18 protein-coding genes and 2 tRNA genes are annotated in these 23,228 nt (G+C 72.6%); 11 read left to right on the top strand and 9 right to left on the bottom strand.

Features of this window, described 5'->3' with window-relative positions; genetic code table 11:
* The first annotated feature begins 109 nt into the window (after positions 1–109).
* The gene (locus E4622_RS13625) at positions 110–1,264 is read left to right on the top strand and encodes an ROK family protein (protein ID WP_134740685.1); all 1,155 of its coding nucleotides are present in this window, start codon (positions 110–112) and stop codon (positions 1,262–1,264) included.
* A 95-nt stretch (positions 1,265–1,359) separates the two neighbouring features.
* Here E4622_RS13625 and E4622_RS13620 read toward each other — a convergent pair whose 3' ends face one another.
* Both E4622_RS13620 and E4622_RS13615 read right to left on the bottom strand, forming a co-directional pair.
* Positions 1,360–1,629 (bottom strand): hypothetical protein, encoded by a 270-nt coding sequence (locus E4622_RS13620; RefSeq protein ID WP_134740684.1) that lies wholly within the window; start codon positions 1,627–1,629, stop codon positions 1,360–1,362.
* Between the two features lie 227 nt (positions 1,630–1,856).
* A complete protein-coding gene (locus E4622_RS13615) occupies positions 1,857–2,147 on the bottom strand; it encodes a hypothetical protein (RefSeq protein ID WP_134740683.1) in 291 nt (96 codons plus the stop codon).
* Positions 2,148–2,325: 178 nt separating this feature from the next.
* Between E4622_RS13615 and E4622_RS13610 the strand changes: the two genes are divergently transcribed.
* Positions 2,326–3,297 (top strand): aldo/keto reductase, encoded by a 972-nt coding sequence (locus E4622_RS13610; protein ID WP_134740682.1) that lies wholly within the window; start codon positions 2,326–2,328, stop codon positions 3,295–3,297.
* On the opposite strand, the gene E4622_RS13605 is transcribed toward E4622_RS13610, so the two are convergent.
* Positions 3,288–3,707 carry a VOC family protein gene (locus E4622_RS13605; RefSeq protein ID WP_134740681.1) on the bottom strand — a complete coding sequence of 140 codons (420 nt, stop codon included), beginning with the start codon at positions 3,705–3,707 and terminating at the stop codon, positions 3,288–3,290. The two genes, E4622_RS13610 and E4622_RS13605, sit on opposite strands and share 10 nt — an antisense overlap.
* A 103-nt stretch (positions 3,708–3,810) precedes the next feature.
* On the opposite strand from E4622_RS13605, the gene E4622_RS13600 reads away from it, so the two are divergent.
* Both E4622_RS13600 and E4622_RS13595 read left to right on the top strand, forming a co-directional pair.
* Complete coding sequence (locus E4622_RS13600; RefSeq protein WP_134740680.1) at positions 3,811–4,764, top strand: WYL domain-containing protein; 954 nt, start codon at positions 3,811–3,813, stop codon at positions 4,762–4,764.
* Between the two features lie 82 nt (positions 4,765–4,846).
* A complete protein-coding gene (locus E4622_RS13595) occupies positions 4,847–5,554 on the top strand; it encodes a hemerythrin domain-containing protein (RefSeq protein WP_134740679.1) in 708 nt (235 codons plus the stop codon).
* A gap of 170 nt (positions 5,555–5,724) precedes the next feature.
* On the opposite strand, the gene E4622_RS13590 is transcribed toward E4622_RS13595, so the two are convergent.
* Together E4622_RS13590 and E4622_RS13585 are read right to left on the bottom strand one after the other, a co-directional pair.
* Positions 5,725–6,801, bottom strand: a complete 1,077-nt coding sequence (locus tag E4622_RS13590; protein WP_167736075.1) for a putative manganese transporter — start codon at positions 6,799–6,801, stop codon at positions 5,725–5,727.
* A gap of 28 nt (positions 6,802–6,829) precedes the next feature.
* Complete coding sequence (locus E4622_RS13585; protein ID WP_134740677.1) at positions 6,830–7,750, bottom strand: manganese catalase family protein; 921 nt, start codon at positions 7,748–7,750, stop codon at positions 6,830–6,832.
* A gap of 283 nt (positions 7,751–8,033) precedes the next feature.
* Here E4622_RS13585 and E4622_RS13580 point away from each other — a divergent pair, with 283 nt between their 5' ends.
* The 5 genes from E4622_RS13580 (at position 8,034) to E4622_RS23340 (ending at position 11,025) form a co-directional block, all read left to right on the top strand.
* Positions 8,034–8,771, top strand: coding sequence for a BTAD domain-containing putative transcriptional regulator (locus tag E4622_RS13580; protein WP_167736074.1), 738 nt, complete (start codon positions 8,034–8,036; stop codon positions 8,769–8,771).
* 59 nt (positions 8,772–8,830) lie between these two features.
* Positions 8,831–9,481: a response regulator transcription factor gene (locus tag E4622_RS13575; RefSeq protein WP_245156008.1), complete on the top strand. Its 651-nt coding sequence runs from the start codon at positions 8,831–8,833 to the stop codon at positions 9,479–9,481.
* A gap of 46 nt (positions 9,482–9,527) precedes the next feature.
* Positions 9,528–10,322 (top strand): SDR family NAD(P)-dependent oxidoreductase, encoded by a 795-nt coding sequence (locus E4622_RS13570; RefSeq protein ID WP_134740675.1) that lies wholly within the window; start codon positions 9,528–9,530, stop codon positions 10,320–10,322.
* A 99-nt stretch (positions 10,323–10,421) separates the two neighbouring features.
* Positions 10,422–10,515, top strand: a tRNA-Ser gene (locus tag E4622_RS13565).
* 375 nt (positions 10,516–10,890) lie between these two features.
* Complete coding sequence (locus E4622_RS23340) at positions 10,891–11,025, top strand: hypothetical protein (RefSeq protein WP_264674222.1); 135 nt, start codon at positions 10,891–10,893, stop codon at positions 11,023–11,025.
* Between the two features lie 193 nt (positions 11,026–11,218).
* On the opposite strand, the gene E4622_RS13560 is transcribed toward E4622_RS23340, so the two are convergent.
* The 3 genes from E4622_RS13560 to E4622_RS13550 all read right to left on the bottom strand — a co-directional run bounded on the left by E4622_RS13560 (position 11,219) and on the right by E4622_RS13550 (position 16,265).
* On the bottom strand, positions 11,219–12,226 hold the full coding sequence (locus E4622_RS13560) for a LuxR family transcriptional regulator (RefSeq protein ID WP_134740674.1): 1,008 nt from the start codon (positions 12,224–12,226) through the stop codon (positions 11,219–11,221).
* A 119-nt stretch (positions 12,227–12,345) separates the two neighbouring features.
* Positions 12,346–14,184, bottom strand: coding sequence for a phosphoenolpyruvate carboxykinase (GTP) (locus tag E4622_RS13555; RefSeq protein ID WP_134740673.1), 1,839 nt, complete (start codon positions 14,182–14,184; stop codon positions 12,346–12,348).
* A 239-nt stretch (positions 14,185–14,423) separates the two neighbouring features.
* Positions 14,424–16,265 (bottom strand): phosphoenolpyruvate carboxykinase (GTP), encoded by a 1,842-nt coding sequence (locus tag E4622_RS13550; RefSeq protein WP_134740672.1) that lies wholly within the window; start codon positions 16,263–16,265, stop codon positions 14,424–14,426.
* A 182-nt stretch (positions 16,266–16,447) separates the two neighbouring features.
* Here E4622_RS13550 and E4622_RS13545 point away from each other — a divergent pair.
* Positions 16,448–16,520, top strand: a tRNA-Arg gene (locus tag E4622_RS13545).
* A gap of 175 nt (positions 16,521–16,695) precedes the next feature.
* Here E4622_RS13545 and E4622_RS13540 read toward each other — a convergent pair.
* Positions 16,696–21,795, bottom strand: a complete 5,100-nt coding sequence (locus tag E4622_RS13540) for a glycoside hydrolase family 3 N-terminal domain-containing protein (protein ID WP_134740671.1) — start codon at positions 21,793–21,795, stop codon at positions 16,696–16,698.
* Between the two features lie 136 nt (positions 21,796–21,931).
* Here E4622_RS13540 and E4622_RS13535 point away from each other — a divergent pair, with 136 nt between their 5' ends.
* A complete protein-coding gene (locus E4622_RS13535; RefSeq protein WP_167736073.1) occupies positions 21,932–23,200 on the top strand; it encodes an ROK family transcriptional regulator in 1,269 nt (422 codons plus the stop codon).
* Positions 23,201–23,228: the final 28 nt, after the last annotated feature.

The raw sequence follows: 23,228 nt of genomic DNA, 5'->3' as shown, positions 1-23,228 counted from the left end.
TATGTCGTATATCTGTCAAGCATTTGTTGCGCGCTCGTTATACTCAGGGTCCGCAACGGTGCTTGGATGGCCCGTTCGCGCCCCACGGACCGGCAGAGAGGGGTGCCCGATGCCCACCGGCCCCGGCGACGTGCTCGACCTGATCCGCCACGGCCGCGCCGGCACCCGCGGCGACGTCCTCGCGGTCACCGGCCTGTCGCGGATGACGATCACCCAGCGCATCGACGCCCTGCTCGCCGCCGGGATGATCGTCGAGGGCCCGACCACCGAGGCCACCGGCGGGCGCCGTCGGCGCAGCCTGGAGTTCAACACCTCGCAGTCCCACGTGCTCGTCACCGCGATCGACACCACCCACACCCGCATCGCGATCACCGACCTCGGCGGCGCGGTGCTCGCGGAGGACTCCATCGACGTGGCCGTCGAGGAGGGCCCCTCCGCGGTGCTCGACCGGATCGCCGCGGCCGCAGGCGCGCTCCTGGGCAAGCACGACGTCGGCGTCGAGCACCTGTGCGGTCTGGGGCTGAGCCTGCCCGGTCCCGTCGACCCCGAGTCCGGCCGCCCGAGCCAGCCGCCGATCCTGCCCGGCTGGGACGCCTACCCCATCGCCGAGCACCTGCAGAGCGCGCTGCCCGGCGTCCCCGTCCTCACGGCCAACGACGCGGACGCCGCCGCCATGGGCGAGTACGCCGCCGGCTACTCCCACGTCCGCTCGCTCTGCCTGGTGAAGGTCTCCACGGGCATCGGCACCGGCATCGTCATCGACGGCCGCTCCTACAGCGGCGTCGACGGCGGGGCCGGCGACATCGGCCACGTCCGCGTCTCACCGCGCTCCGACGCCCGCTGCCAGTGCGGCCTCACCGGCTGCCTCGCCGCCGTGGCCAGCGGCCGCGCGGTGGCCGCGGAGCTCACCGCTCTCGGCATCCCGGCGACGTCCGGGCGCGAGGTGCGCCAGCTCCTCCAGGCCGGCAACGCCGAGGCGGCCCGGCTCACCCAGGAGGCCGGCCAGCGCATCGGCGAGGTCATGGCGACCGTCGTGTGCCTGCTCAACCCCGAGGTGGTGCTCATCGGCGGCGCGCTGGCCTCCGCCTCGCTGCTCGCCGGGATCCGCGAGACCCTCTACCGCCTGGCCCTGCCCCGCGCCACCCGCCACATGGCGCTCCAGCTCGGCACCCTCGGCGAGGACGCCGCCGTCGCCGGCCTCACCCGCCTGGTCGTCGACCAGCAGTTCTCCCCCGACGCGGTCAACGCCAAGCTGCGCGCCTGACGGCGGCGTACGGGTCCCCGCGACGGCGCGTCTGGTGCCCCTCTGTCGGCTCCTCGGCTCCCCTGCAGGGGGGCCGCAGAGCAGATAACTCCGCGTTACAGCGAGTGCGTGACCTCGCGACGCCCCCGAGCAGCACGGCGGTGAGCGGCCAGCTCCCCCAGGAGTGCGACGACGGCGCCCACCACCAGGGCGGCCGCGAGTGCGAGCAGCTGGATCCACTCGTGGAGGGCACCGTCGTCGTCGATGTCGGGGTCGTCGCCCGACTGTGGAGCATCCGGCCAGAGCAGCCACGCCACCACGACCACGACCACGACGTACAGCAGCCAGCGCCAGGCCAGGAACCGGTCCGCCACCGAGGGTGCCACGTCGTGACTCCTGCCGACCAGCGCTGCGAGCGAGCACTCAGGTCCGCGTCACAGTCTGCGGGGCACGCGCCGGACGTGAGGGTCCTTCGTGCGAGCAGGTCGATCGGCCTAGACCAGCGTCAGGGTGGAGGGCTCGCCGCGCTTTCCGTCCGGAGGTTCGCCGGCGGGGAGCGCCTCAGCCTCGGACGGCGCCGGTCCCGTGGGCTGCGGCCAGTCGCCGGCGGCGGTCACGGTGGAGGTGGGCGGCGAGCTCGCCGAGCGCCACCGCGGCGCCCGTCATGATCGCCGTGGAGGTGGGCGGCGAGCTCGCCGAGCGCCACCGCGGCGCCCGTCATGATCGCGATGGCGCCCGCGGACATGAACTCGTCGATCTCGTAGAGGACCCCGTCCCCGCTGCCACCGTCCGGCGGGGCCGGCTCCGGCCAGTAGTACTGGGAGAGGACGACGGCGACGGCGACGTACAGCGCCCCGCGCACCAGCAGCCACATCATCGCGGCGGTGCTCGTCGTCCCAGGCACCCGTCCCGCCCTTCCCACCCGCCACACGGCCGTCGAGAAACTCCTGCTTCCCGTACGAAGTTTCCTACAGGAAGCGTGAGTTTCACCGGGTACCCGGTGATTCTCACCGGCTCGGGGTAGGACCTCCCCACGGGCCGCCTACGGTGGAAGCACCTCTCGGACACCCAAGGAGCAGGACATGGACTACACCCGTCTCGGCGGCTCGGGCCTCAAGGTCAGCCGCATCGCGCTGGGCTGCATGAGCTTCGGCGACACCTCGCGCGGCGCCCACGGCTGGGCGCTCGGCGACGACGCGGCGGAGCCGATTTTCCGTCAGGCCGTCGAGCTGGGCATCACCTTCTGGGACACCGCCAACGTCTACAGCGCCGGCACGTCGGAGGAGATCACCGGCCGCGCCATCGCGCGCTACAGCCGCCGCGAGGACGTGGTGCTGGCGACCAAGGTCTTCTTCCCGATGCACGACGGCCCGGGCGGCTCCGGCCTGTCCCGCAAGGCGATCCTGGAGCAGGTCGACGCCTCGCTCACCCGGCTCGGCACCGACTACGTCGACCTCTACCAGATCCACCGCTTCGACCCGGACACTCCCGTCGAGGAGACGATGGAGGCCCTGCACGACGTCGTGCGCGCCGGCAAGGTCCGCTACCTCGGCGCCTCCTCGATGCACGCGTGGCAGTTCGCCACCATGCAGCACGCCGCCGACCTGGGCGGCTGGACCAGGTTCGTGTCGATGCAGAACCAGTACAGCCTGCTCCAGCGCGAGGAGGAGCGCGAGATGTTCGGCCTGCTCGCCCACCAGGGCGTCGGCAGCATCCCGTGGAGCCCCCTGGCGAAGGGCCGGCTCGCCCGGCCGTGGGGCGAGCAGACCCTCCGCTCGGAGAACGACCCGATGGGCCAGCGCTACGTCGACGAGGCCAACCAGCCGATCGTCGCGGCCGTCGGCCGGGTGGCCGAGGAGCACGGCGTCCCGATGGCCCAGGTGGCCCTCGCCTGGGTGCTCCGGCACCCGTCGGTGGACGCCCCGATCGTGGGGCCCACCAAGGAGCACCACCTCGCCGACGCCGCCGCGGCCCTCGACCTCGAGCTCACCGACGACCAGGTGGCCTCGCTGGAGGAGGCCTACACGCCTCGCCTGCCGTCGGGCTACGCGTAGGCGACGGCCACGTCGAGGACCCAGGTGACGCCGAAGCGGTCGGTGAGCATCCCGTAGAGCGGGGACCACGCGGCCGGCGCGAGCGGCACGACCACGGTCGCGCCGTCACCGAGCTTCTCCCAGTACGCCGTCAGCTCGGCCGGGTCGGTGCCGCGCACCGACACGAAGAACGGGTCCTCGCCACGGCTCCACGGGCGGGCCGACGGGACGTCGTAGGCCATGACGTGGAAGCCGGCCTCGGAGCGGACCTCCCCCCACATGACCCAGTCGGCCTCGTCGGGCTCGGTGACGCTGTGCGCGTCGCGGTAGGTGACGGCGACCAGGTCGCCGCCGAAGACCGAGCGGTAGAGCTCGAGCGCGGCGCGGGCGTCGCCGCGGAGGTTGAGGTGGGCGACGGTGGTGATGCTCATGGGTTCTCCTCGCAGATGTGGCCCCGGTCCGTCCGGGGCACTGGGGAGAGATTGACGGGAGTAGCGGTCGGATCCTGTCCGCTACCTGCGCGAGGATGAGGTCATGACGAACGGACCCTCCGCCCGGCTGCTGGCGCTGCTCTCGCTGCTGCAGGTACGCCGCGACTGGCCCGGTCAGCTGCTCGCCGAGCGGCTCGAGGTCAGCCCCCGCACCGTGCGGCGCGACGTCGACAGCCTGCGCGAGCTGGGCTACCGCGTGCACGCCGTGAAGGGTCCGGACGGCGGCTACCGGCTCGACGCGGGCACCGCGCTGCCGCCCCTGCTGTTCGACGACGAGCAGGCCGTCGCGCTGGCCGTCGCCCTGCGGGTCGTGGCCGCGAGCGGCGCCGGCGTGGAGGAGGCCGCGGCCCGGGCGCTCACGACGCTGCGGCAGGTGATGCCCTCGCGGCTGCGCCACCGCATCGACGCGGTCCAGGTCAGCGCGGTGGGCGCCCGGCCGGACGCGGTGGACCCCGACGTCCTGGTCGCGGTCACCGCCGCGATCTCCGCCCACGAGGTGCTGCGCTTCGACTACGGCCCACCCGAGGACGACGCCCCTCCCCGTCGCGCGGAGCCGCACCACCTGGTGTCGCGCGGCGGGCGCTGGTACCTGCTCGCCTGGGACCTCGACCGCGACGACTGGCGCACCTTCCGCGCCGACCGGATGACGCCGCGCACCCCCACCGGCCCGCGCTTCACCCCGCGCGAGGTGCCCGGCGGCGACGTCGGGGCGTTCGTCGCCGGCCGGTTCCGCGGGGCCGACGGTCCCGGCGACTGGCCGTGCACGGGCGAGGTGGTCCTCGCGCTGCCCGCCCGCGACGTCACGCCGTACGCGATGGACGGGGTGGTCGAGGAGCTCGGTCCCGACCGCTGCCGGCTCGTCCTCGGCTCGTGGTCCTGGACCGGCCTGGCCGCGGCGGTCGCGCGCTTCGACGCCGACGTCACCGTGGTCGGGCCGCCCGAGCTGCGCGAGGCCTGCGCCCGCCTGTCCAGGCGCCTCGCCGACGCCGCGGGCTAGGCCTCCCCGCACGCAGAGTGGGGGGGCCGAATGGCGGACCGCGCCCGGGGTACCACCCGGTCCCCCACCTCAGGAGATCCCCATGCCCTCCCTCGCCGACCAGTCCGTCGAGCAGCTCGGCGGACCGTGGAGCGTCCTGGCCCGCCAGAAGCGCGACCACGTCCGCCTCGACCGCCTCCTCCAGGAGCTCGAGGGCACGTCCGGCTCGGCCCAGGAGCGGGTCCTGCACGCGATCGCGCGGCTGGTCTTCCCGCACGCCTTCGCCGAGGAGTCGGTGCTGTGGCCCGAGCTGCGGCGCGTCCTGCCCGACGGCGAGGAGCTGACCCTGCAGGTCGAGCAGGAGCACCAGGAGGTCAACGAGATCTGGGTGCGCCTCGAGAGCGACGAGCTCGACGCGGCCGAGCGGTGCTCCGCCCTCGACCGCCTGGTGGAGGTGCTGCGCGAGGACGTGCGCGACGAGGAGGACCGGCTGCTCCCGCGGCTGCAGGGGGCCGTGCCGCCCAGCCGGCTGCGGCAGCTCGGCGTCGCGTGGGAGGTCGTACGGCGCACCGCGCCGACGCGGCCGCACCGCGTCGTCGCGCGCCGACCTCCGGGCAACGCGCTGGCCGCGCTGCCGCTGACCGTGATCGACCACGGTCGCGATCTGGTGGACGCCGCCGCCCGGCGTACCCCCGACCCGACCTCCGCGCGGCTGCGCTCAGCCAGCCAGGCGATGGCGCGGGCGGCCGGCCGCATCGAGCACGTGGGCGTGCTGCGCCGGGGCGAGCACCCCAGCACCCACTGGGGCTGAGACCTCTCTCGCCACGAGCTCGCGCGCGGCGAGCCGCAGGGCGACCACGACGAGGACGCCGAGCGCCACCGCGAGGCCGTACGTCGTGCCGGTCAGCGCCGCGGTCGCGGCGAGGAGCAGGTGGAGCCGGGTCGTGCCGAGCGTGCTGTGCATGGAGACCTCCGCAGGTGTCAGGTGAGGACGAGCAGGGCCGAGCCGACGAGGAGCGCCGGGACGGTGGTGAGCACGGTCGCCAGCAGGGCGGAGCGGTGCTCGAGGGCCAGCAGGGGCAGCAGCGCGTCGCCGTCCTGGCTGATCGTGTTGGCGACCAGCGTGGGCAGCGGCATGCCCCCGGCGAGGAAGATGCCGGCGAAGACGATCTGGATGGCGCACCCCGGGACCAGCCCGATCAGCGCACCCACGAGGACGCCGGCGACGCCGAACAGCGGGAGCTGGGAGCCGTCGAAGCCGGTCGTGTGGGACACCACCGACCAGGTCACGTAGGCCACGGCGACCCACACGGTGACGAACGCGATCTCGTGGCCGCCGTGGCGCAGGACCTGGGTCATCGACGTCGGGTGGGCCGACTCGGTGTCGTCGTCGGCCAGCTTGCCCCCGCCGCGCGCGAACGCGACGACGGCCAGCAGGGTCCCGGCGACACCGAGCACCAGGTAGAGGTTGTCTGGCTGGAGCAGCTGGAAGGTGACCGGGACGCTGACGGTCGCCCCGGTGCCGAGGGTCAGCCACAGGAGCGCGGGCAGGACGCCCAGCTCGTGCAGCCGGGTGGCCGAGGCCAGCCGCACCGGCGCGGGAGGCAGCACGACGGGTGCCGGCCGCGCCGGGCGCTGCTCGGCGACGGCGGCCCCGTGCCGCAGCCGGGGCGCGATCCCGAGAGCGTCGACGACGTACCCCGCGGCCGCCCCGGTGACGACCAGCAGCACCTTGAGCTGCAGGGTCAGCACGGGGTCGGCCGCGAGCAGCACCCAGGAGGCGTCGCCCATCGTGGCCACGAGGGCCGCGATCGCGGCACCGTAGGACACGGCCCCCCGGGAGTAGACCGCCATCACGATGATGGCACCGCCGCACCCGGGCGGCACCGTCAGCGCCGCGGCCACGAGGGGGCCGAGGCGGCGGTGCCGCACGAGGGCGTCGTCGAGCCGGTGCCCCCAGCGGTAGCGGGCCCAGCCGAACGGCGCCACGAGGAGAGCGACGAAGACCCCTACCTGCATGAAGGCGTCGGCCAGCGGCCGCAGCAGGATCTCAACCATGATGCTCTCCTCGTGGTGGCGGGCGGCGTCAGTCGTTGGGCGTGAGGGCGTCCTTGGCCTTCGACAGCAGGTTCTCCGCGCCCTGGACATAGGCACCGCCGGCGGTCCCCGGCTTGCCGGGGCCCTTGTGGCCGTCGTAGGTCGCGAACAGCAGGGGGTCGGGCGCCGGGATGTCGTTGATGTCGTCCGAGAGCGGGCGTCCCTCCTCGAAGCGGATCTCCTCGTTCCCGATGAGCGTGTTGCCCTGGGCCCACCGACCCTCGTGGGCGGTGCTGCCCTCGTGGAAGCTGTAGTAGGTCCGGGCGGCGTCCTTGTCCTCCTCCTCCTTGAGCGAGTCCTCGAGGCCGTCGGTGTAGCCGTCCTCGATGAGCTGCTCGATGCCGAGCAGCCACTGCTGCTGGTGGAAGGTGTCGCGGCCGAGGTTGAACTTCAGCGTCTCCTTGACCCCCGCGTCGTCGGTCATCTGGTAGACGCGCGCGGTCTGGAGGCGGCTCTGCGCCTCGGCGGCGACGTTGCTGCGGAAGTCGGCGAGCAGGTTCCCGCTCGCGACGATGTAGCCGCCGTTCCACGGGACGCCCTGGCTGTTGGTGGGCATGGCCGCCCCGCCGGTGACGATCGCGTGCTGGACGTTCTGCCCGCCGAGGACGGCGGCGAGCGCCGGGTTCGCCGCGGCAGCCTCGGCCTGGGTCTCGGAGGGGGCTCCCTCGAGCAGGCGGGCCATGAGGGTCACGAGCATCTCCACGTGGCCGATCTCCTCGGTGCCGATGTCGAGGAGCATGTCCTTGTACTTGCCGGGGATGCGGCAGTTCCAGCCCTGCCAGAGGTACTGCATCATCACGGTCATCTCGCCGAACTGGCCACCGACCAGCTCCTGGATCTTCGCCGCGAACAGCGCGTCCGGGCGGTCGGGCTTGACGTCGTTCTGCAGCTCGATGCTGTGTCGGAACATGACTGTCCTTCCGGAGCGGGGGCGCCGATCGCTCCCGATGACCACGACCCTTCCGGCCGCTCGTGTCCGGCCCGTGGGTCGGCGCGTGGATCGGCCCGTGGGTCGACCTGTGCGCCGGATCGTGACGTCCGACGTGCGGCCGCGCGTCCCACGAGCGTCACCGTCTCGCGACCGGTTCGACGCGAATCACCCCGTCGGGTGAGACGGGAGCCGCGGGGCGTGGGCACCTGCCGAAGGTCGGGAGCGACGAGAGGCGGGAGGCGCGGTGGAAGCGGTGGAAGCGGTGGAACACCCCTACGTGCGCCTGGGCCTGCTCGAGGACTTCGAGGTCAGCTTCGCCGGCGAGGTGCTGCACGTCGCGGCTCCGGCCCAGCGCCTCCTGGCGAAGCTGGCGGTCGTGCAGCGCGGGCGGCCGACGCAGCGCACCGCCCTCGCCGAGCGCCTGTGGCCCGAGACGCCGCCCGCCCGCGCCGCGTCCAGCCTCCGATCGGTGCTCTGGCGCCTGCCGCGCCCGCGAGGTCGCACCCTCGTCACCTGCACGGCCACCACGGTGCGGCTCGCCGAGGACGTGCGCGTCGACCTGTGGGAGGCCGAGGAGCAGGCCCGCCTGCTGTGTGCGCACGACTCGCCGCCCGCCGACTCCCTGGTCGACCTCACCGCGCTCACCCGGGACCTCCTGCCCGGCTGGCACGACGACTGGCTCCAGGTGGCCCAGGAGAGCTTCCGTCAGAAACGGCTCCATGCGCTCGAACGTTCGTCCGAGGCCTTGCGCCAGCGCGCTCGCTACACGGATGCGCTCAGCGCGGGGCTGGGCGCGGTGGAGTCCGAGCCGTTGCGCGAGAGCGCCCACCGCAGCGTGATCGCGGTCCACCTCGCCGAGGGCAACCACGCCGAGGCGCTGCGCCAGTACGACGGGTACCGCCGGCTGCTCGCCTCCGAGCTGGGCCTGCGCCCGTCGCCGGCGATCCGCACCATGGTGGCTCCCCTGCTCGGGCGCCCCGTCGACCTCGCGTCCGAGTGACGACGGGTCGGGCCGCGTTATGGTCGGACCTCCTCCCCGTCCCCAGGAACGAGCCGACCGTGACCGCTGCTGCTCCCCGGCCGTTGCGCCTGGCGATCGTCAACGACTACGAGCTCGTCGTGCTGGGTCTCGCGGCGATGTTCGCGCCGTACCCCGACCGGGTCGAGGTGGTGGAGCTCGACAACCAGGAGACCGTCGTCTCCGACGTGGACGTGGTCCTCCTGGACACCTTCGGCTACGTGCCCGGAGACGGCGTCGACATCGTGGACCTGGTGCGCCCCGGAGGACCGCGCGTCGTGGTCTTCAGCTCCAGCACCGACCCGCGCGCCGTGGAGCGGGCGCTGGCGGACGGCGCCTCGGGCTACGTCCCCAAGTCGCTCAGCGCGCTCGAGCTCATCGACGCGCTGGATGCGATCCAGGCCGGTGAGAGGGTCGTGCCGGCCGCCGACGTCGACGCGCTGGAGTCCGACCCGGTGCAGCCCGGCAGCGAGTTCGGGCTGAGCCCGCGCGAGGCGGAGATGATGGCGCTGATCGCCAAGGGGCTGAGCAACCACGAGATCGCGGCCACGGCCTACCTCAGCGTCAACTCGGTGAAGACCTACATCCGCACCGCCTACGCCAAGATCGGTGTGAACCGGCGCAGCCAGGCGACCCGCTGGGCCTTGGAGCACGGCTTCGACACCGCCCGGAAGCGCTCGTTCCCGGACTGACGCCGCGCCCGGGGATGGAACGCCGCCCCCGGGTTACCGGCCGCCCATGACCACCGACACCTACGCCCCCCTGGCCGTCGTCACCGGCGCCTCCACCGGCATCGGCCGCGCCCTCGCGGCGGAGTTCGTCGAGCACGACTTCGACGTCGTCATCGCCGCCGACGAGGCCGCCATCCACGAGGCCGCCGCCGAGCTGGGCCGGGGCGGGCGCACCGTGACCCCCGTCCAGGTCGACCTCGCCACGGCCGCGGGCGTCGAGGAGCTCGCCCGGGTCGTCCGCGACCAGGGCCGCCCGGTCGACGCGGTGGCCCTCAACGCCGGCGTCGGGGTCAACGGGCCCTTCCACGAGTCGTCGCTGGAGGCCGAGCTGAACCTCGTCGACCTCAACGTCCGCTCGACGGTGCACCTGGCCAAGCTGCTGCTGCCCGACATGGTGGCCCGCGGCGCCGGTCGGATCCTCATCACCTCCTCGATCGCGGCGGTCGCCCCGGGTCCCTACCACTCGACGTACGCCGCCTCGAAGGCGTTCGTGCACTCCTTCGCCGAGGGCATCCGCGAGGAGCTCAAGGACACCGGCGTGACCGTGACCTCCCTGATGCCTGGGCCCACCGAGACCGAGTTCTTCTCCCGCGCCGACATGGAGGACACCAAGATCGGCCAGATGGAGAACAAGGACGATGCCGCCACCGTCGCCCACGACGGCTTCGAGGCGCTCATGGCCGGGCGCTCCAGCGTGGTCGCGGGCTCGTTCAGCAACCGGATCCAGGCCGAGCTCGGCACCCACCTGCCCGACGCCCTCGCGACCCCGCTCCTGGCGCGCATGACCAAGCCCCGGGACTGAGGCCGCCGCGCCGCACGACTCGCCCGAGGGGTGATTCGTCCTGCGGCTGGGCGTCCTTGTAGCCTGTGCAGGCTGTTCCAGGTCCGCCTGGGACGCGGAGGAGGCGTCGCCTAGTCCGGTCTATGGCGCCCGCCTGCTAAGCGGGTTTGGGGCTACAACCCCATCGAGGGTTCAAATCCCTCCGCCTCCGCCATGTGGTGCCTCGGGCACCGGCCGCACCCGGGCCCACGGAGACGTGGGCCCGGGTGTCGTGCGTGCAGCCCTGGCCGGTCCCGGTCCCGGTCCCGGTCCCGGCCAAACCGGACAGGCCGGCTCGCGCCGGAACCTTCCCCGTCGTGGCGGCGCTCATCCTGCGCTTCGTCGGGTACCTTCTCTCGCACGACGGAGGGTCACCCGGCGATGGGACACCCGCGCGCCTCGGGGGCCCGGCGATGCACAGACCTGCATTGCAGCATTCTGCAATGCACATTTATGAACCAACCCATCCCTCACGCCTGGACGCTGCGAGCGACCAGACTCCTTCTCAGGGCCATTCCGTGGGCCCTACGAGAATGAAGGTGGGAACCCCATGAACATCGCTCGCAAGCTCGGCATCCTCGTCGCGGCCTCCGCCCTGTCGGTCGGCCTCCTCGGCGTCTCCGCCCCCGCGCAGGCCAAGGACACCAGCTGGGGCTGCGGCGGCTACTGCCGCACCGCGCGCTGACCCGCACCACCGGCACGACCAGCACGACCCCCAGAACTTGAGACCCGGGCCCAACCATCCCCCCACTTGTTGGGCCCCCGTGCCACCCCCCGGCCGGTCTCAACGAAGGTGAGGGCGGTGACTCGATCCAGACTCGAGTCACCGCCCTCGCTGCATTCCACCACGACGCACCCCGGGCGAGCCAGGGTCCGGCTCAGCCGCCGCCGTCGGGGGGCTCGCTGCCCGAGACGCCCTGCTGGCCCATGGTGTAGCCCAGCTGGAAGCGCGTCTCGGCCTCGTACTCCTCCTTGAGGTCGGCCACGTAGCCGGCGTAGGTGCGTGGCGAGACCCCCAGCCGCTTCGCGCTGACCGGGTCGGAGTGACCCTCGATGAGCATCCGGATCGTCATGGCGCGCTGCTCGGCCGCGATGTCCTTCATCATGGTCGCGTCGCGGTTGGTGAACGGCCGGGCCCGCTCCCACGCCCGCTCGAAGATGTCGACGAGGTAGGCCACGACCGAGGGCTCGCGGATCGCGATCGCGGCGCGCAGGTCCTCACGGCCCGGGATCACCGCGATCCGTCGGTCGAAGACCAGCATCCGGTTGAAGAACTCGTCGAGGGTACGCACCTCGGCGCCGCGGGCGGTCACGGCGGCGACGTACTTGTGCGTGATGGAGCTGCGGCGGGCGCTGTGCTGGTAGAGCGTGCGCATCTTGGTGCCGCGCTCGAGCATCTGGGTGTCGCGCAGGGCGGCGGCGGCCAGCGACTGGGCGTCGCGGCCCGTCTGGGGCTGCGCCGTCAGCACCTCGTCCTCGCACTCGGCGACCAGCCCGGTGAGGAAGGGACCGATGGCCTCGTCGTGGATGTGGGTGAAGGGGCCGCGCGCCGACGACATCGGCGAGCGCCGCCAGCTCTGCGCGAGCCCGCCGAAGGCCTTGGCCCACTGCGAGGACTCCTCCAGGAGCTGGGCGCCCTCCTGGCTCAGCGGCGACACGATGCGCGACTGGACGCTCGTGGGATCCTCCGGCAGCCAGGTGTCGGACTCCTGGTCGTGCTGCACGAGCCCCAGCTCGACGAGCAGGTCGAACGCCGGCCGCTGCTCGGAGCCGGCCGCGATCCGGCCGTCGTCGGCCGGGATGCCGCCCTGGGCGAGGATCGCCTCGAAGAGGCTCGCGGACGCCGTCTCGAAGACCGCGCGCTCGTCGGGACCGTAGCTCGCCACCGTGCTCCCCTTTCGGCCCACCCACCGACTCTGCTCCCCCGAGCCACAGGATCGTCCCACAAATCACGCAGGCCCCGCCGAGGGGGCGGGGCCTGCGGTCGCGCGGTGTGCTGCTCGCCTCAGACGCCCAGGCGGGCCTTGAGGCCGTCCAGCTCGGTCCAGAGCACGGCCGGCAGGTCGTCGCCGAACTTCTCGAACCACTCCTGGATCTGCGGGATCTCGGCCTTCCACTCCTCCGGGTCGACCGCGAGGGCCTGCTCGAGCGCGGCCTCGCTCATGTCCAGCCCCTCGACGTCGAGCGACCCCGGCGCCGGCACGTGGCCGATCGGGGTCTCGACCGCCGCGGCCTGGCCGTCGATGCGCTCGACGACCCACTTGAGGACCCGGCTGTTCTCGCCGAAGCCGGGCCACAGGAAGCCGCCCTCGTCGTCGCGGCGGAACCAGTTGACGTAGAAGATCCGCGGCAGCTTGGAGGCGTCGTTGTCCTTGCCGACGTTGATCCAGTGGCTGAAGTAGTCGCCGGCGTTGTAGCCGATGAACGGCAGCATGGCCATCGGGTCGCGGCGCACGACGCCGACCTGGCCGACCGCGGCCGCGGTGGTCTCGCTCGAGAGCGTCGCGCCCAGGAAGGTGCCGTGGGTCCAGTCGCGGGCCTCGAAGACCAGCGGGATCGTGGTCTTGCGTCGGCCGCCGAAGAGGATGGCGTCGATCGGGACGCCGCGGGGGTCGTCGTACTCGGGCGCGAGGATGTCGCACTGCTTGATCGGGGTGCAGTAGCGGCTGTTGGGGTGGCTGGACAGCTCGTCGCTGTCGGGCGTCCACGGCTCGCCCTTCCACGACGTCGCCTTGGCCGGCGGGTTCTCCAGCCCCTCCCACCAGATGTCGCCGTCCTCGGTGAGCGCGACGTTGGTGAAGACCGAGTTGCCCTTGTTGATGGTCTTCATCGCATTGGGGTTGGTGTGCTCGTTGGTGCCCGGAGCCACGCCGAACAGGCCGAACTCGGGGTTGACCGCCCAGAGCCTGCCGTCGGCACCGATGCGCATCCACGCGATGTCGTCGCCGAGGGTCTCGACGGTCCAGCCCGGCACGGTGGGCTGGAGCATGGCGAGGTTGGTCTTGCCGCAGGCGCTCGGGAAGGCGGCGGCGATGTACTTCTTGACGCCGGTCGGGCTCGTGAGCTTGAGGATGAGCATGTGCTCGGCGAGCCAGCCCTCGTCGCGGGCCATCACCGAGGCGATGCGCAGCGCGTAGCACTTCTTGCCGAGCAGCGCGTTGCCGCCGTAGCCGGAGCCGTAGGACCAGATCGCGCGCTCCTCGGGGAACTGCACGATGTACTTGGTGTCGTTGCACGGCCACCGGACGTCGGCCTGGCCCTCGGCCAGCGGGTGGCCGACGGAGTGGACGGCCTGGACGAAGGAGGCGTCCAGCTCCTCCATGCGGGCCAGGACGTTGCTGCCCATGCGGGACATGACGCGCATCGAGGCGGTGACGTAGGCGGAGTCGGTCAGCTCGACGCCGAACATCGGGCTCTCGGCCTCGAGGTGGCCCATGACGAAGGGGATGACGTACATCGTCCGGCCCTTCATGCAGCCGTCGTACAGGCCGCGCATGATGCCCTTCATCTCCTCGGGCGCCATCCAGTTGTTGGTGGGCCCGCAGTCCTTCTCGTCGACCGAGCAGATGTAGGTGCGGTCCTCGACACGCGCGACGTCGATCGGGTCGGAGGCGGCGTAGAAGGAGTTGGGCTTGATCGCGGGGTTGAGCTGGGTGAACGTGCCGGTCGAGACGAGGGCTGCGGTCAGCTCGGTCCACTCCTCGTCGGAGCCGGTGCACCAGTGGATGCGGTCGGGCTGCGTCATGGCAGCCACCTCGGCGACGAAGTCGAGGATGCCCTGGTGGGTGGTGGGGGCGGTGTCGGTCGCCGTGGTCTGGGTAGGGGTGTGCGTGTCGGCTGTCATGCCTGATGTCCCTCTCGCGCCTTGCACGTCGCCGCAGCCGGGGGCCGAGAGCGCCGCGTCGTCGAGCGTGTCGACGAAGGTGTCGTGGAGTGTGCTGTGTCGTCCGGCTCCATTGCCCGACGAGATGGGTGGGGCGAGGCTAACCCGGGCCGCCGGGTTCACATATTGGAACGATCAATGCGTACGACGACGGCCCGGACCCCTGCCGTCACAGGGGATCCGGGCCGTCGGGTGGTGCGTCAGGCCTCGTCGCGCTCCAGGGCGCCGGCCACGCGGCGGTGGGCCTCCCAGATCGCCTCGGGCATGCGGTCGAACAGCTCCAGGTGCTCGGCGCGGTGGGTCATCTCCTGCTGCCAGCGGGGCTTGTCGATCGTCAGGATGGTCGCCAGGTCCTCCGGGGTGATCTCCACGCCCTCGAGGTTGAGCTCCTCCTCGGTCGGGATGATGCCCACGGGGGTCTGGCGGCCGGTGACCTCGCCGTTGCGCAGCTGGAGCAGCCACAGCAGCGGGCGCAGGTTGTCGCGGTAGCCGGGCCACAGGAAATGGCCGTCCTCGGGGTCGCGCTGGAACCAGTTGACGTGGGCGAAGATCGGCTGGTCGGTGGCCGCGCCCACGACGTCGAGGTAGTGCTGGGCGTAGTCGCCCTCCCCGTAGGCCATGAACGGGCGGTTGGACATCGGGTCGTAGCGCAGCACGCCCTCCTTGCCCTCCGCCGCCGAGGTCGCCTCCGCGCCGAGCGTCAGGCCGTCGTAGACGCCCTCGGCCAGGTCGTGGATGGCCCGGATCAGCGGCTCCCGGTCGCGGGTGCGGCCGCCGAAGATGATCGCGTCGATCGGCACGCCCGGCGCGGCGTCGTAGTCGGCGGCGATGTTGGGCACGTTGTCCAGCGTCGTGGTGAACCGGCTGTTGGGGTGGGCCCAGGGGCTCTCGTCCTCGTCCTTGCGGTCCGCGATGGGCGCGCCCGTCCAGTCGAGCCAGCCGCTCGTGTCGGCCGGCGGCTGCTTGGTGCGGCCCTCCCACCAGACCTCGCCGGACTGCGGGTTGTAGGCGACGTTCGTGAAGATCGTCTTGGTGCCCTCGTCCAGCGACGCGAGCGCGGTGGGGTTGGTCTTCTCGTTGGTGTCCTTGGCGACGCCGAACACGCCGTACTCGGGGTTCATGCCCATGAGCCGGCCGGTGCTCTCGTCGACCCACAGCCACGCGATGTCGTCGCCGTAGAACGAGACGTGGTAGCGCTCGCCGAGCACGTCCGGGGCCAGCATCATCGCGAGGTTGGTCTTGCCCGAGGCACTCGGGAAGCCACCGCAGATGTGGTAGTCGGTGCCGGTCTCCTTGTCGTGGATCCCGATCAGCATGTACTGCTCGGCGAGGAACTTCTTCGACGCCCAGCCGTCGTAGGCGCCCTGGCGCAGACCGTGGGCGATCTTGCCCAGCAGCGCGTTGCCGCCGTACGACGAGCCGAAGTGCAGGATCGTGCGCTCGTCGGCGACGGTCACGAAGTAGCGCTTGTCGTCGGGGGTGCCCTGACCGAGGTTCTCCAGGTCGCCGGTCACGTGGACGGCGCGCACGAAGTGCGAGGGGTCCTCGAGGTCATTGAGGAAGTGAGGACCCACACGCGACATCCGGATCATGTGCAGCACGACGGTGCGGGTGTCGGTAAGCTGGACGCCGGCCGCCCAGGGCGCGAGGTCGTTGCCGGGGGGCGACATCAGGTACGGGATCACGTACATGGTCTTGCCGGCCGACTGCCCGCGCATGAGGTCGTGCAGGAGCGGCTTCATCTCCGAGGCGGGGCGCCAGTTGTTGTAGACGCCCTTGTCCTTCTCGTCGTTGGTCGCGACGATCGTGCGCTCCTCGGAGCGGGCGGTGTCCTTGTGGTAGCTGCGCGAGTAGTAGCGCCCCTCGCCGGCCTGCTGGAGCTCGCCGGCGTCCAGCGACTCCTGGATCAGGCGGGCGTCGTCGGCGGCGCTGACGACCTCGACGCGCTCGGCCCCGGTGAGGTCCGCGTAGTGGCGGACGTACTCGAGGACGTGGGGGTTGGTCAGTCCGGCAGCCTCCAGGGCCGCCTCAACATCTGCCATCTCTGCCTGGCTCCCTCTCGTGGAACTGCCGTCGGCGCGGGCGCGTGGTCCCGCCTGGTGGATGCATCGCACTGTCCCACACGGCTTCAGCGCTTCTCCACCGTGGTGCGCCTCGGGGTGATTTCCAGATGCCCCGGGTGGTCGGCTATCCTCGTGCAGTCGTTCGCCTCGGTGAGCGTCCCGCGCCTGTAGCTCAACGGATAGAGCATCTGACTACGGATCAGAAGGTTTGGGGTTCGAATCCCTACAGGCGCACCGCAGCGAGAAGCCCCAGGTCAGCTCCTTGACCTGGGGCTTCTTCTTTCTCGTGAAGCCAGCGCGGTCCGGCGGAGGATGCGAGCGGCGCACCACGAGCGCTCCTCCTCGAGGTGCCCCGGAACGGCGAACGGCGCCGCCCCCGAGGGGACGACGCCGTTGACGGAGGGTGACGTCAGCGGACGACGACCCTGACCACCTGCGCCGTGGCCGCCGTCAGCACGCGCGCGGACTGGCCGGTGGGCGTGTAGGACACCTGGACGCGGTAGGCGCCCCTCGGTCGTCCCGGCAGCCGCACCGTGGCGACCCCGTTGCCCCGCGCGGTGAGGTTGACCCGCAGCACGCGACCGGCGTAGCGGACCACGACCCGCCCGGTCGGCTGGGCGGCAGCCGGGCTCGACACCCGGACCCGGACCGTCGGTCGGGCACCCGGACGCGGGGTGCGGTCCGAGACCCTGACGGTGACGACCGGACGGGCCTTGCGCACCGCCCCGGTCGCCGCGGACGTCGCCGTCCCCGGCAGGTAGCCCTCTGCGGTGGCGGTCACCCGGACCGAGAGCCGGTGACCGACGTCGGCCGCACCGAGGCGGTACGTCGACCCGGTCGCGCCGGGCACGACGGCACCGTCGCGCAGCCACTGGTACGTCGTGGCCACGCCCGCCACCGACCACGCCCCCGGAGTGGCGCTCAGCCGGCCGCCCGCGACGGGGGTGCCGCGCACCACCGGGGCGGAGGTCGACGTGACCGCGGTCGGCTCACCGCCCGGCTCCACGCCCGCCACCTCGCCGAGCAGCTCCACCGCGCCGGCGGCGTCGCCGGTCCACACCAGGTGCTCGGCGTCGGCGATGCCGCGCTGGGCGGCACCGTCGGCGACGCCCGTGGTGCCCGCCACGACGGCGGCCTGGGCGAGGTCGCGCGCCAGGGACACCGCGGTCGCGGCGCGGGGCAGCGTGGCGTCGTCGGTGCCGGCCAGCGCCTCGGCGAGCTCGGTCAGCAGCGGCCAGGCCGCGGCCGCGTCGTCGATCGCGCCGTCCTCGTCCCACACCGGGGCGTCGAGGAGCGCCTGGCCGGCGGCGGCAGCCTCACCGTCCAGCTCGGCGACCAGGTCGCCGAGCCGCTCGCGCGGGACGTCCGTGCGCAGGCCCCAGCCGTAGGCGAAGGCCGGGTCGTAGGTGGCGTCACCGACGTTGACCGGCACCTGGTCGGTCGAGGCCGGCCAGGTCAGCGGCAGCTGCCCGGTGAAGGGCACGTCACCGAGCAGGACGTCGGCGACGCCGGTGCCCTCGCTGCCCGGCAGGAACGACGCGACGACCGCGTCGGCCTGCGCGAGCTCGGCGCCGAGCACCTGGGGGCGTCCGGAGACGACCACGACGGTGCAGGTCTCGATCGCGCCGCAGACCGTGGCCACGGCGGCGCGGTCGGCCGCCGACAGGGTCAAGGACTTGCCGTTGTTGCCCACGTCGCCCTGACCCTCGGCGTAGGGCGTCTCGCCCACGACGACCAGGCCCGCGTCGTAGCCCGCGGTCGGCTCGGTCGCCGTCTTGGAGTACGTCACGTCCAGGTCGGGGGCGCCCTGGCGGATGCCCTCGAGGATGGTGGTGCCGGTCGTCATGGTGTTGCCCGACCCGCCCTGCCAGGAGATGGTCCAGCCACCCATCTGGTTACCGAGGTCGTCGGCGTTGGAGCCGGCGACGTACAGCTTGCCGGTGTGGGCCAGCGGGAGGGAGCCCTCGTTGCGCAGCAGCACCTGCGACTCCGCGGCGGCCCGGCGGGCGGTGGCGCGGTGCGCCTCGCCGCCGAACGCGTCGCGCTGCGAGGCGTCGGTGAACGGCTGCTCGAAGAGGCCGAGGTCCATCTTCTCGGTGAGGATCCGGGTGACGGCGTCGTCGACGCGCGCCGCGGGGATCCGCTCGGCGGTGACACCGGCGGTGACCGCGTCGATGAACGCGCCGAAGTTGTACGGCGCCATCGCCATGTCGAGGCCCGAGCCGATCGAGCGCTCCACCTTGTTGGCGTAGGTGCCGCCCGGCAGCTTGTCGATGCCCTCCCAGTCGCTGATCAGGAAGCCCTGGAAGCCCATCTCGCCCTTGAGGACACCGGTGTTGAGCTCGGTGTTCTCGTGCATCCGGACGTCGGGGCCGCCGTTGATCGAGACCCCGGAGTACGACGGCATGATCGTGCCGACGCCGGCCTCCACGGCCGGCTCGTACGACGTGACGTGCAGCCGGCGGAACTCCGCCATCGACGAGGCCTGCGTCAGGCCCTGGTCGATGGGGTAGCCGTTGCCGATCTTGGACGGGTCGTAGGTCGTCCCGCCGTCACCGGCCCAGTGCTTGGCGGAGGCCAGCACCTCGTCGGCGCCGGTGATGTCGGTGGGGTCCTCGCCCTGCAGACCGACGATGGCCGAGCGGGAGAAGGCGCGCACGAGTGCCGGGTCCTCGCCCAGCGACTCGTAGGCGCGGCCCCAGCGCTCGTCGCGGCTGACGCAGACGCACGGGGCGAAGGCCCAGTTGACGCCGGTGGTCCGGGTCTCCGAGGCCGTGGCCCGACCGATCTCCTCGACCAGCGCGGGGTCGCGGGTCGCGCCGAGCCCCACGTTGTGCGGGAAGATCGTCGCCTCCTTGACGTTGCTGTGGCCGTGGACGGCGTCCGCGCCGTAGACCAGCGGCACCTGGAGCCGGGTGGAGAGCGCCTGGCGCTGGAAGCCGTCGATCATGGCCGCCCACGCCTCGGGCGTGTTGGCCGCGGGGGTCGAGCCACCGCCGGAGAGGATCGAGCCGAGACCCAGGTCGGCGACCTGGTCGGGGCTGTCGAGCCCGAGGCGCTCGGCCTGGGCCATCTGGCCGGCCTTCTCCTCGAGCGTCATGCGACCCAGCAGGTCGGCCACGCGCTGATCGGTCGGCAGCGTGTCGTCGAGGTAGGGCAGACCGTGGGCGTTGATGACCACCCGGGTCCGCGTCTCCGGCAGGGCGACCCCGGTGCCGGTCAGGTCGATCGGGACGTCGAGCGCCTCCGAGGCGCCGTCGCGGGCCAGGGTGCTCACCTCCACGACCTGGGTGGCGCCGGACTCCGAGCCGGCCGGGAACGTGACCGTCCCGGACGTCGCCTCGTAGTCGGTGCCGGCGACGGCGCTGCCGGCGCCGGTGGACCAGGTCAGCTCGACCGGCGAGGCCAGGGGCTCCCCGGTCGTGGTGGTGAGCCGCAGCGTGACCGCGGCGGTGTCGCCGGCGTCGACCAGCGTCACGTCCTGGGTCGGGGCCACGGCGACCGTGCCGGCGGTGGCCGGGGTGCCGTAGAGCTCCACGTCGTCGACGGCCCACCGCACGGGTGCGGTCGTGCCTGGCGCGAAGGTCAGCGCGAATCCCCAGGAGCTGGTGAGGTCGAAGGTGCCGTTCTTGGTCTCCGGCGACCCGGGCTGGTAGGCGCTCGGCGTGAACGAGGAGAAGGGCAGCTCCACCAGCTTCCACCGGCTGTCGGCCGAGCCCCAGCGGTCCTTGAAGGTGGCGCGCCACAGCTCGGAGTGCTCGCCGTCGGGTCCGCCGTCCTTGACCTCGACGGCGATGTCGGCGCCGGCGGTCGGGGAGGCGGGGTTGCTGGCCTGCGAGGCGTACCACCAGAAGCGGAGGCCGCGGAAGCTGCTCCAGTCCTGGGAGTCGGGCAGGTTCTTGCTGAAGCCGCCGTAGCTCCCGGTCGGGATGTCGTAGGTGCCGGACAGGACGTCGTTGTCCACGACGTCACCGCGCTCCTGAGGCTCCCGGCCCAGGGTGATGGTGGTGGCCTCGGAGCCCTTCCAGGTGAAGTAGCCGACGGGGTCGTCGGTCGAGCCGACGGCGACCGGGGTCTCGTAGTCGTCGACGAGCACCGCCCGCTCGAAGAGCGCGATGTCGTCGAAGCGCCAGGCGCCCTGGCCCAGTCCGGTGAGGGTCACCGCGAAGCCGGTCGAGGCGTGGGGGGTGAACCGGACCTCGGAGGCGTGGTTGCCCTTGACCCGCAGGTCGGAGAAGAGCACCGAGATGCGTCGCCAGCCGACGCTGTCGTCCGTGACGTCCTGGTCGAACATCTTGCCGTCGCTCTTGAGCTCGAAGCTGAGGCGCTTGCCCGAGCCGGTGCCGAGGAACCAGAACCGGAAGCCGTCCTGGTCGCTCCAGTCGGTGGCGGCGGTGTCGTTGGTGAAGCCGAACCAGTCGGCGCCCGTGGGCTCGCCGCCGACGGTGGCGACCAGGACGTGGTTGTCGGTCGCCGCGCCCGGCACGGTGTCATCGACGACCGCGGTGAGGACGGGCTTGACCTCGTCGCGGCTGGCCCAGGTCGTGTAGCCGGCGGGCACGCCGTCCTCGAAGCCCTGGAGGACCTGCTGCGAGCCCGACTCAGGCAGCGCGCCGGTGGGGGTGATCGTCAGCGTCGTGCTCGTGCGGGCGCCGGTGTCGATGCCGGGCGACGGCTCGCTGAGCGTGAGCTGGACCGTACGGCGCGGAGCGAGCGCGCCGCGGCTGGTCGTGGCCACGTCGACGGTCTCCTCGGTGTCGCCGGGTGCGAACGTGACGACCTCGTCGACGGCCGTGTAGTCGGTGCCGGCGACGCCCGTGCCGCCCTCCGTGCGGACGCGGACGGTCTCCTCGGTCTCGGAGGCGTTGGAGAGGCGGACCGGGATGGTCGCGGTGGCACCGGCCGGCACGCTGGCCGGGGCGCCGAGGTTGACCAGCGGCTTGGAGAAGCTGCCCCGGATCGCGAAGGTGTAGAGCGAGTAGCCGTAGTAGTGCAGGCGCGGCGAGTCCCAGGTGGCCGCCGAGCGCTTCTTCATCGCGACCCGCACGTAGCGGGCAGGCGTCGGGGCGTCGAGGGTGACGACGTCCTGGGCTCCGTCACCGGTCGTGGTCGAGAACGCGGTGGTCCAGCTGGCCGGCTCCTGCGGGTCGGCCGTCGCCACCTGCACGTCGTAGGCCGTGGCGTAGGAGGCCTCCCACGACAGCTCCACCGACGAGACGGTCGCGACCCGTCCGAGGTCGGAGGTCAGGTCCGCGGTGAACACCGCGTCGACGTCGTCGGGGCCGTTGCCGCTGGCCCACCGCGTGGCGGGGTCGCCGTCGATGGCCTTCTCGGCCGGGAACGCCCCGTCCTGGTCGTCCTGGGACGCCGAAGCGGTGATGGTGCCCAGCTGCGCGAGGTCGGGGTCGACCGCGGTCGCGGGCGCGAGGGGGAGCAGGGCGACGAGGGCCGTCGCGGTGGCGAGGCTCAGCGTCGCCGCCGTCGCCCGAGTTAGAAGCTGAAGTCTCATGGGGAGCTGTGTTTCCTTCGCTCAACTGGCTGAATCTACCGATGCCGTGACGACCGTCACTGCGGCATTAGAGCACTGCCGGAGGAAGTGCCGCTACCTCTTCCCGGGTGCTCCTTTCTCTGCCACATTTCATGCTGTGAACGGACAAATTGAGGACACCCCGGCACCACTCGGTACGGCGTCCCGCGGGCGCGGCGCCGGGCGACGACAGGTGCTGGCCGCCCTCAGCGAGCACGGCCCCGGCAGCCGCGTCGACCTCGGCCGGCGCACCGGCCTGTCGTCCTCCGCGATCTCCGCGCTGACCCAGGAGCTCCTCGCCGAGGGCCTCCTGGACGAGCGGCCGGACTCCCGCCAGGAGCGGCGGCGCGGCCGCCCGGCGTACCTGCTGAGCCTGCGGGCGCCGGAGGGGGTCGTCGCCGGCATCGACATCGGCAACACCCACATCCGCGTCGCGGTGGGCGAGGTCCGGGGCCCGGTGCTCGCCGAGCGGTGCGTGCCGCTGGCCCGGGCGCAGGAGCCGGAGGACGCGCTGCGCCGCGCGGCGACCCTGGTCGGCGAGACCCTCGCCGAGGCCGGGCACGACCTGGGCGACGTCCGCATCGCCGTGGTCGGGGTCCCCGTGCCCCTGGACGAGCGCACCGGACGGGTGGCCGACAACAACATCTTCCCGCTGTGGGTCGGGCGCCAGCCCGGGGTCGAGCTCGGCGACCTGCTGGGCTACCAGGGGGGCCACCTCGGGGGCGACCCGGGCGGCACCCGGCTCGTGGTCGAGAACGACGCCAACCTGGGGGCGCTCGGCGAGCAGCGACACGGCGCCGGAGCGACCGGCGACGCCTCGCCGACGTCCGGGTCGCTGGTCTACCTCAAGCTCGCCACCGGCATCGGCGCCGGGCTGGTGCTCGGCGGGCGGCTGTTCCGCGGCGAGGGCGGCACTGCCGGCGAGATCGGGCACGTGCAGGTCGACCCCGCCGGGGTCCTGTGCCGCTGCGGCTCGCGCGGCTGCCTGGAGACGGTGGTCTCCGTGCCACGGCTGCTGAGCGCCCTCGCCCCCGTCACGCGCGACGACCTGGACGCCGACGAGCTGGGCCGCCTGGTCCGCGAGGGCCACCCCGGCGCCGTGCGCGTGGTGGCCGACGCCGGCCGCACCGTCGGACAGGTGCTCGCCAGCCTCGTGACCGTCCTGAACCCCGGGCTGCTCCTGGTCGGCGGCCACCTCGCCTCGGTCAACGAGCTCCTCGCCGAGCACGTCGCCTCCGCGGTGCAGCACTGGGCGCAGCCGGCCGCCGCGGCGCGCGTCGTCGTCCGCGCCTCGACCCTCGGCGAGCGCTCGGAGGTGCTGGGCGCGCTCGCCCTGGCGGGCGACCTCGCCGTCGAGCACCAACGGCACCTGCTCGTCCCTCGCTAGCCCCTTGGCAGGGTGGATATACGGGTGT

Origin of the sequence: Nocardioides sp. 503 (assembly GCF_004522095.1) — a bacterium.
Classification (GTDB): domain Bacteria; phylum Actinomycetota; class Actinomycetes; order Propionibacteriales; family Nocardioidaceae; genus Nocardioides.
Note: the sequence above shows the minus strand (reverse complement) of the source record. Positions and strands in the feature narration are given on the sequence as shown.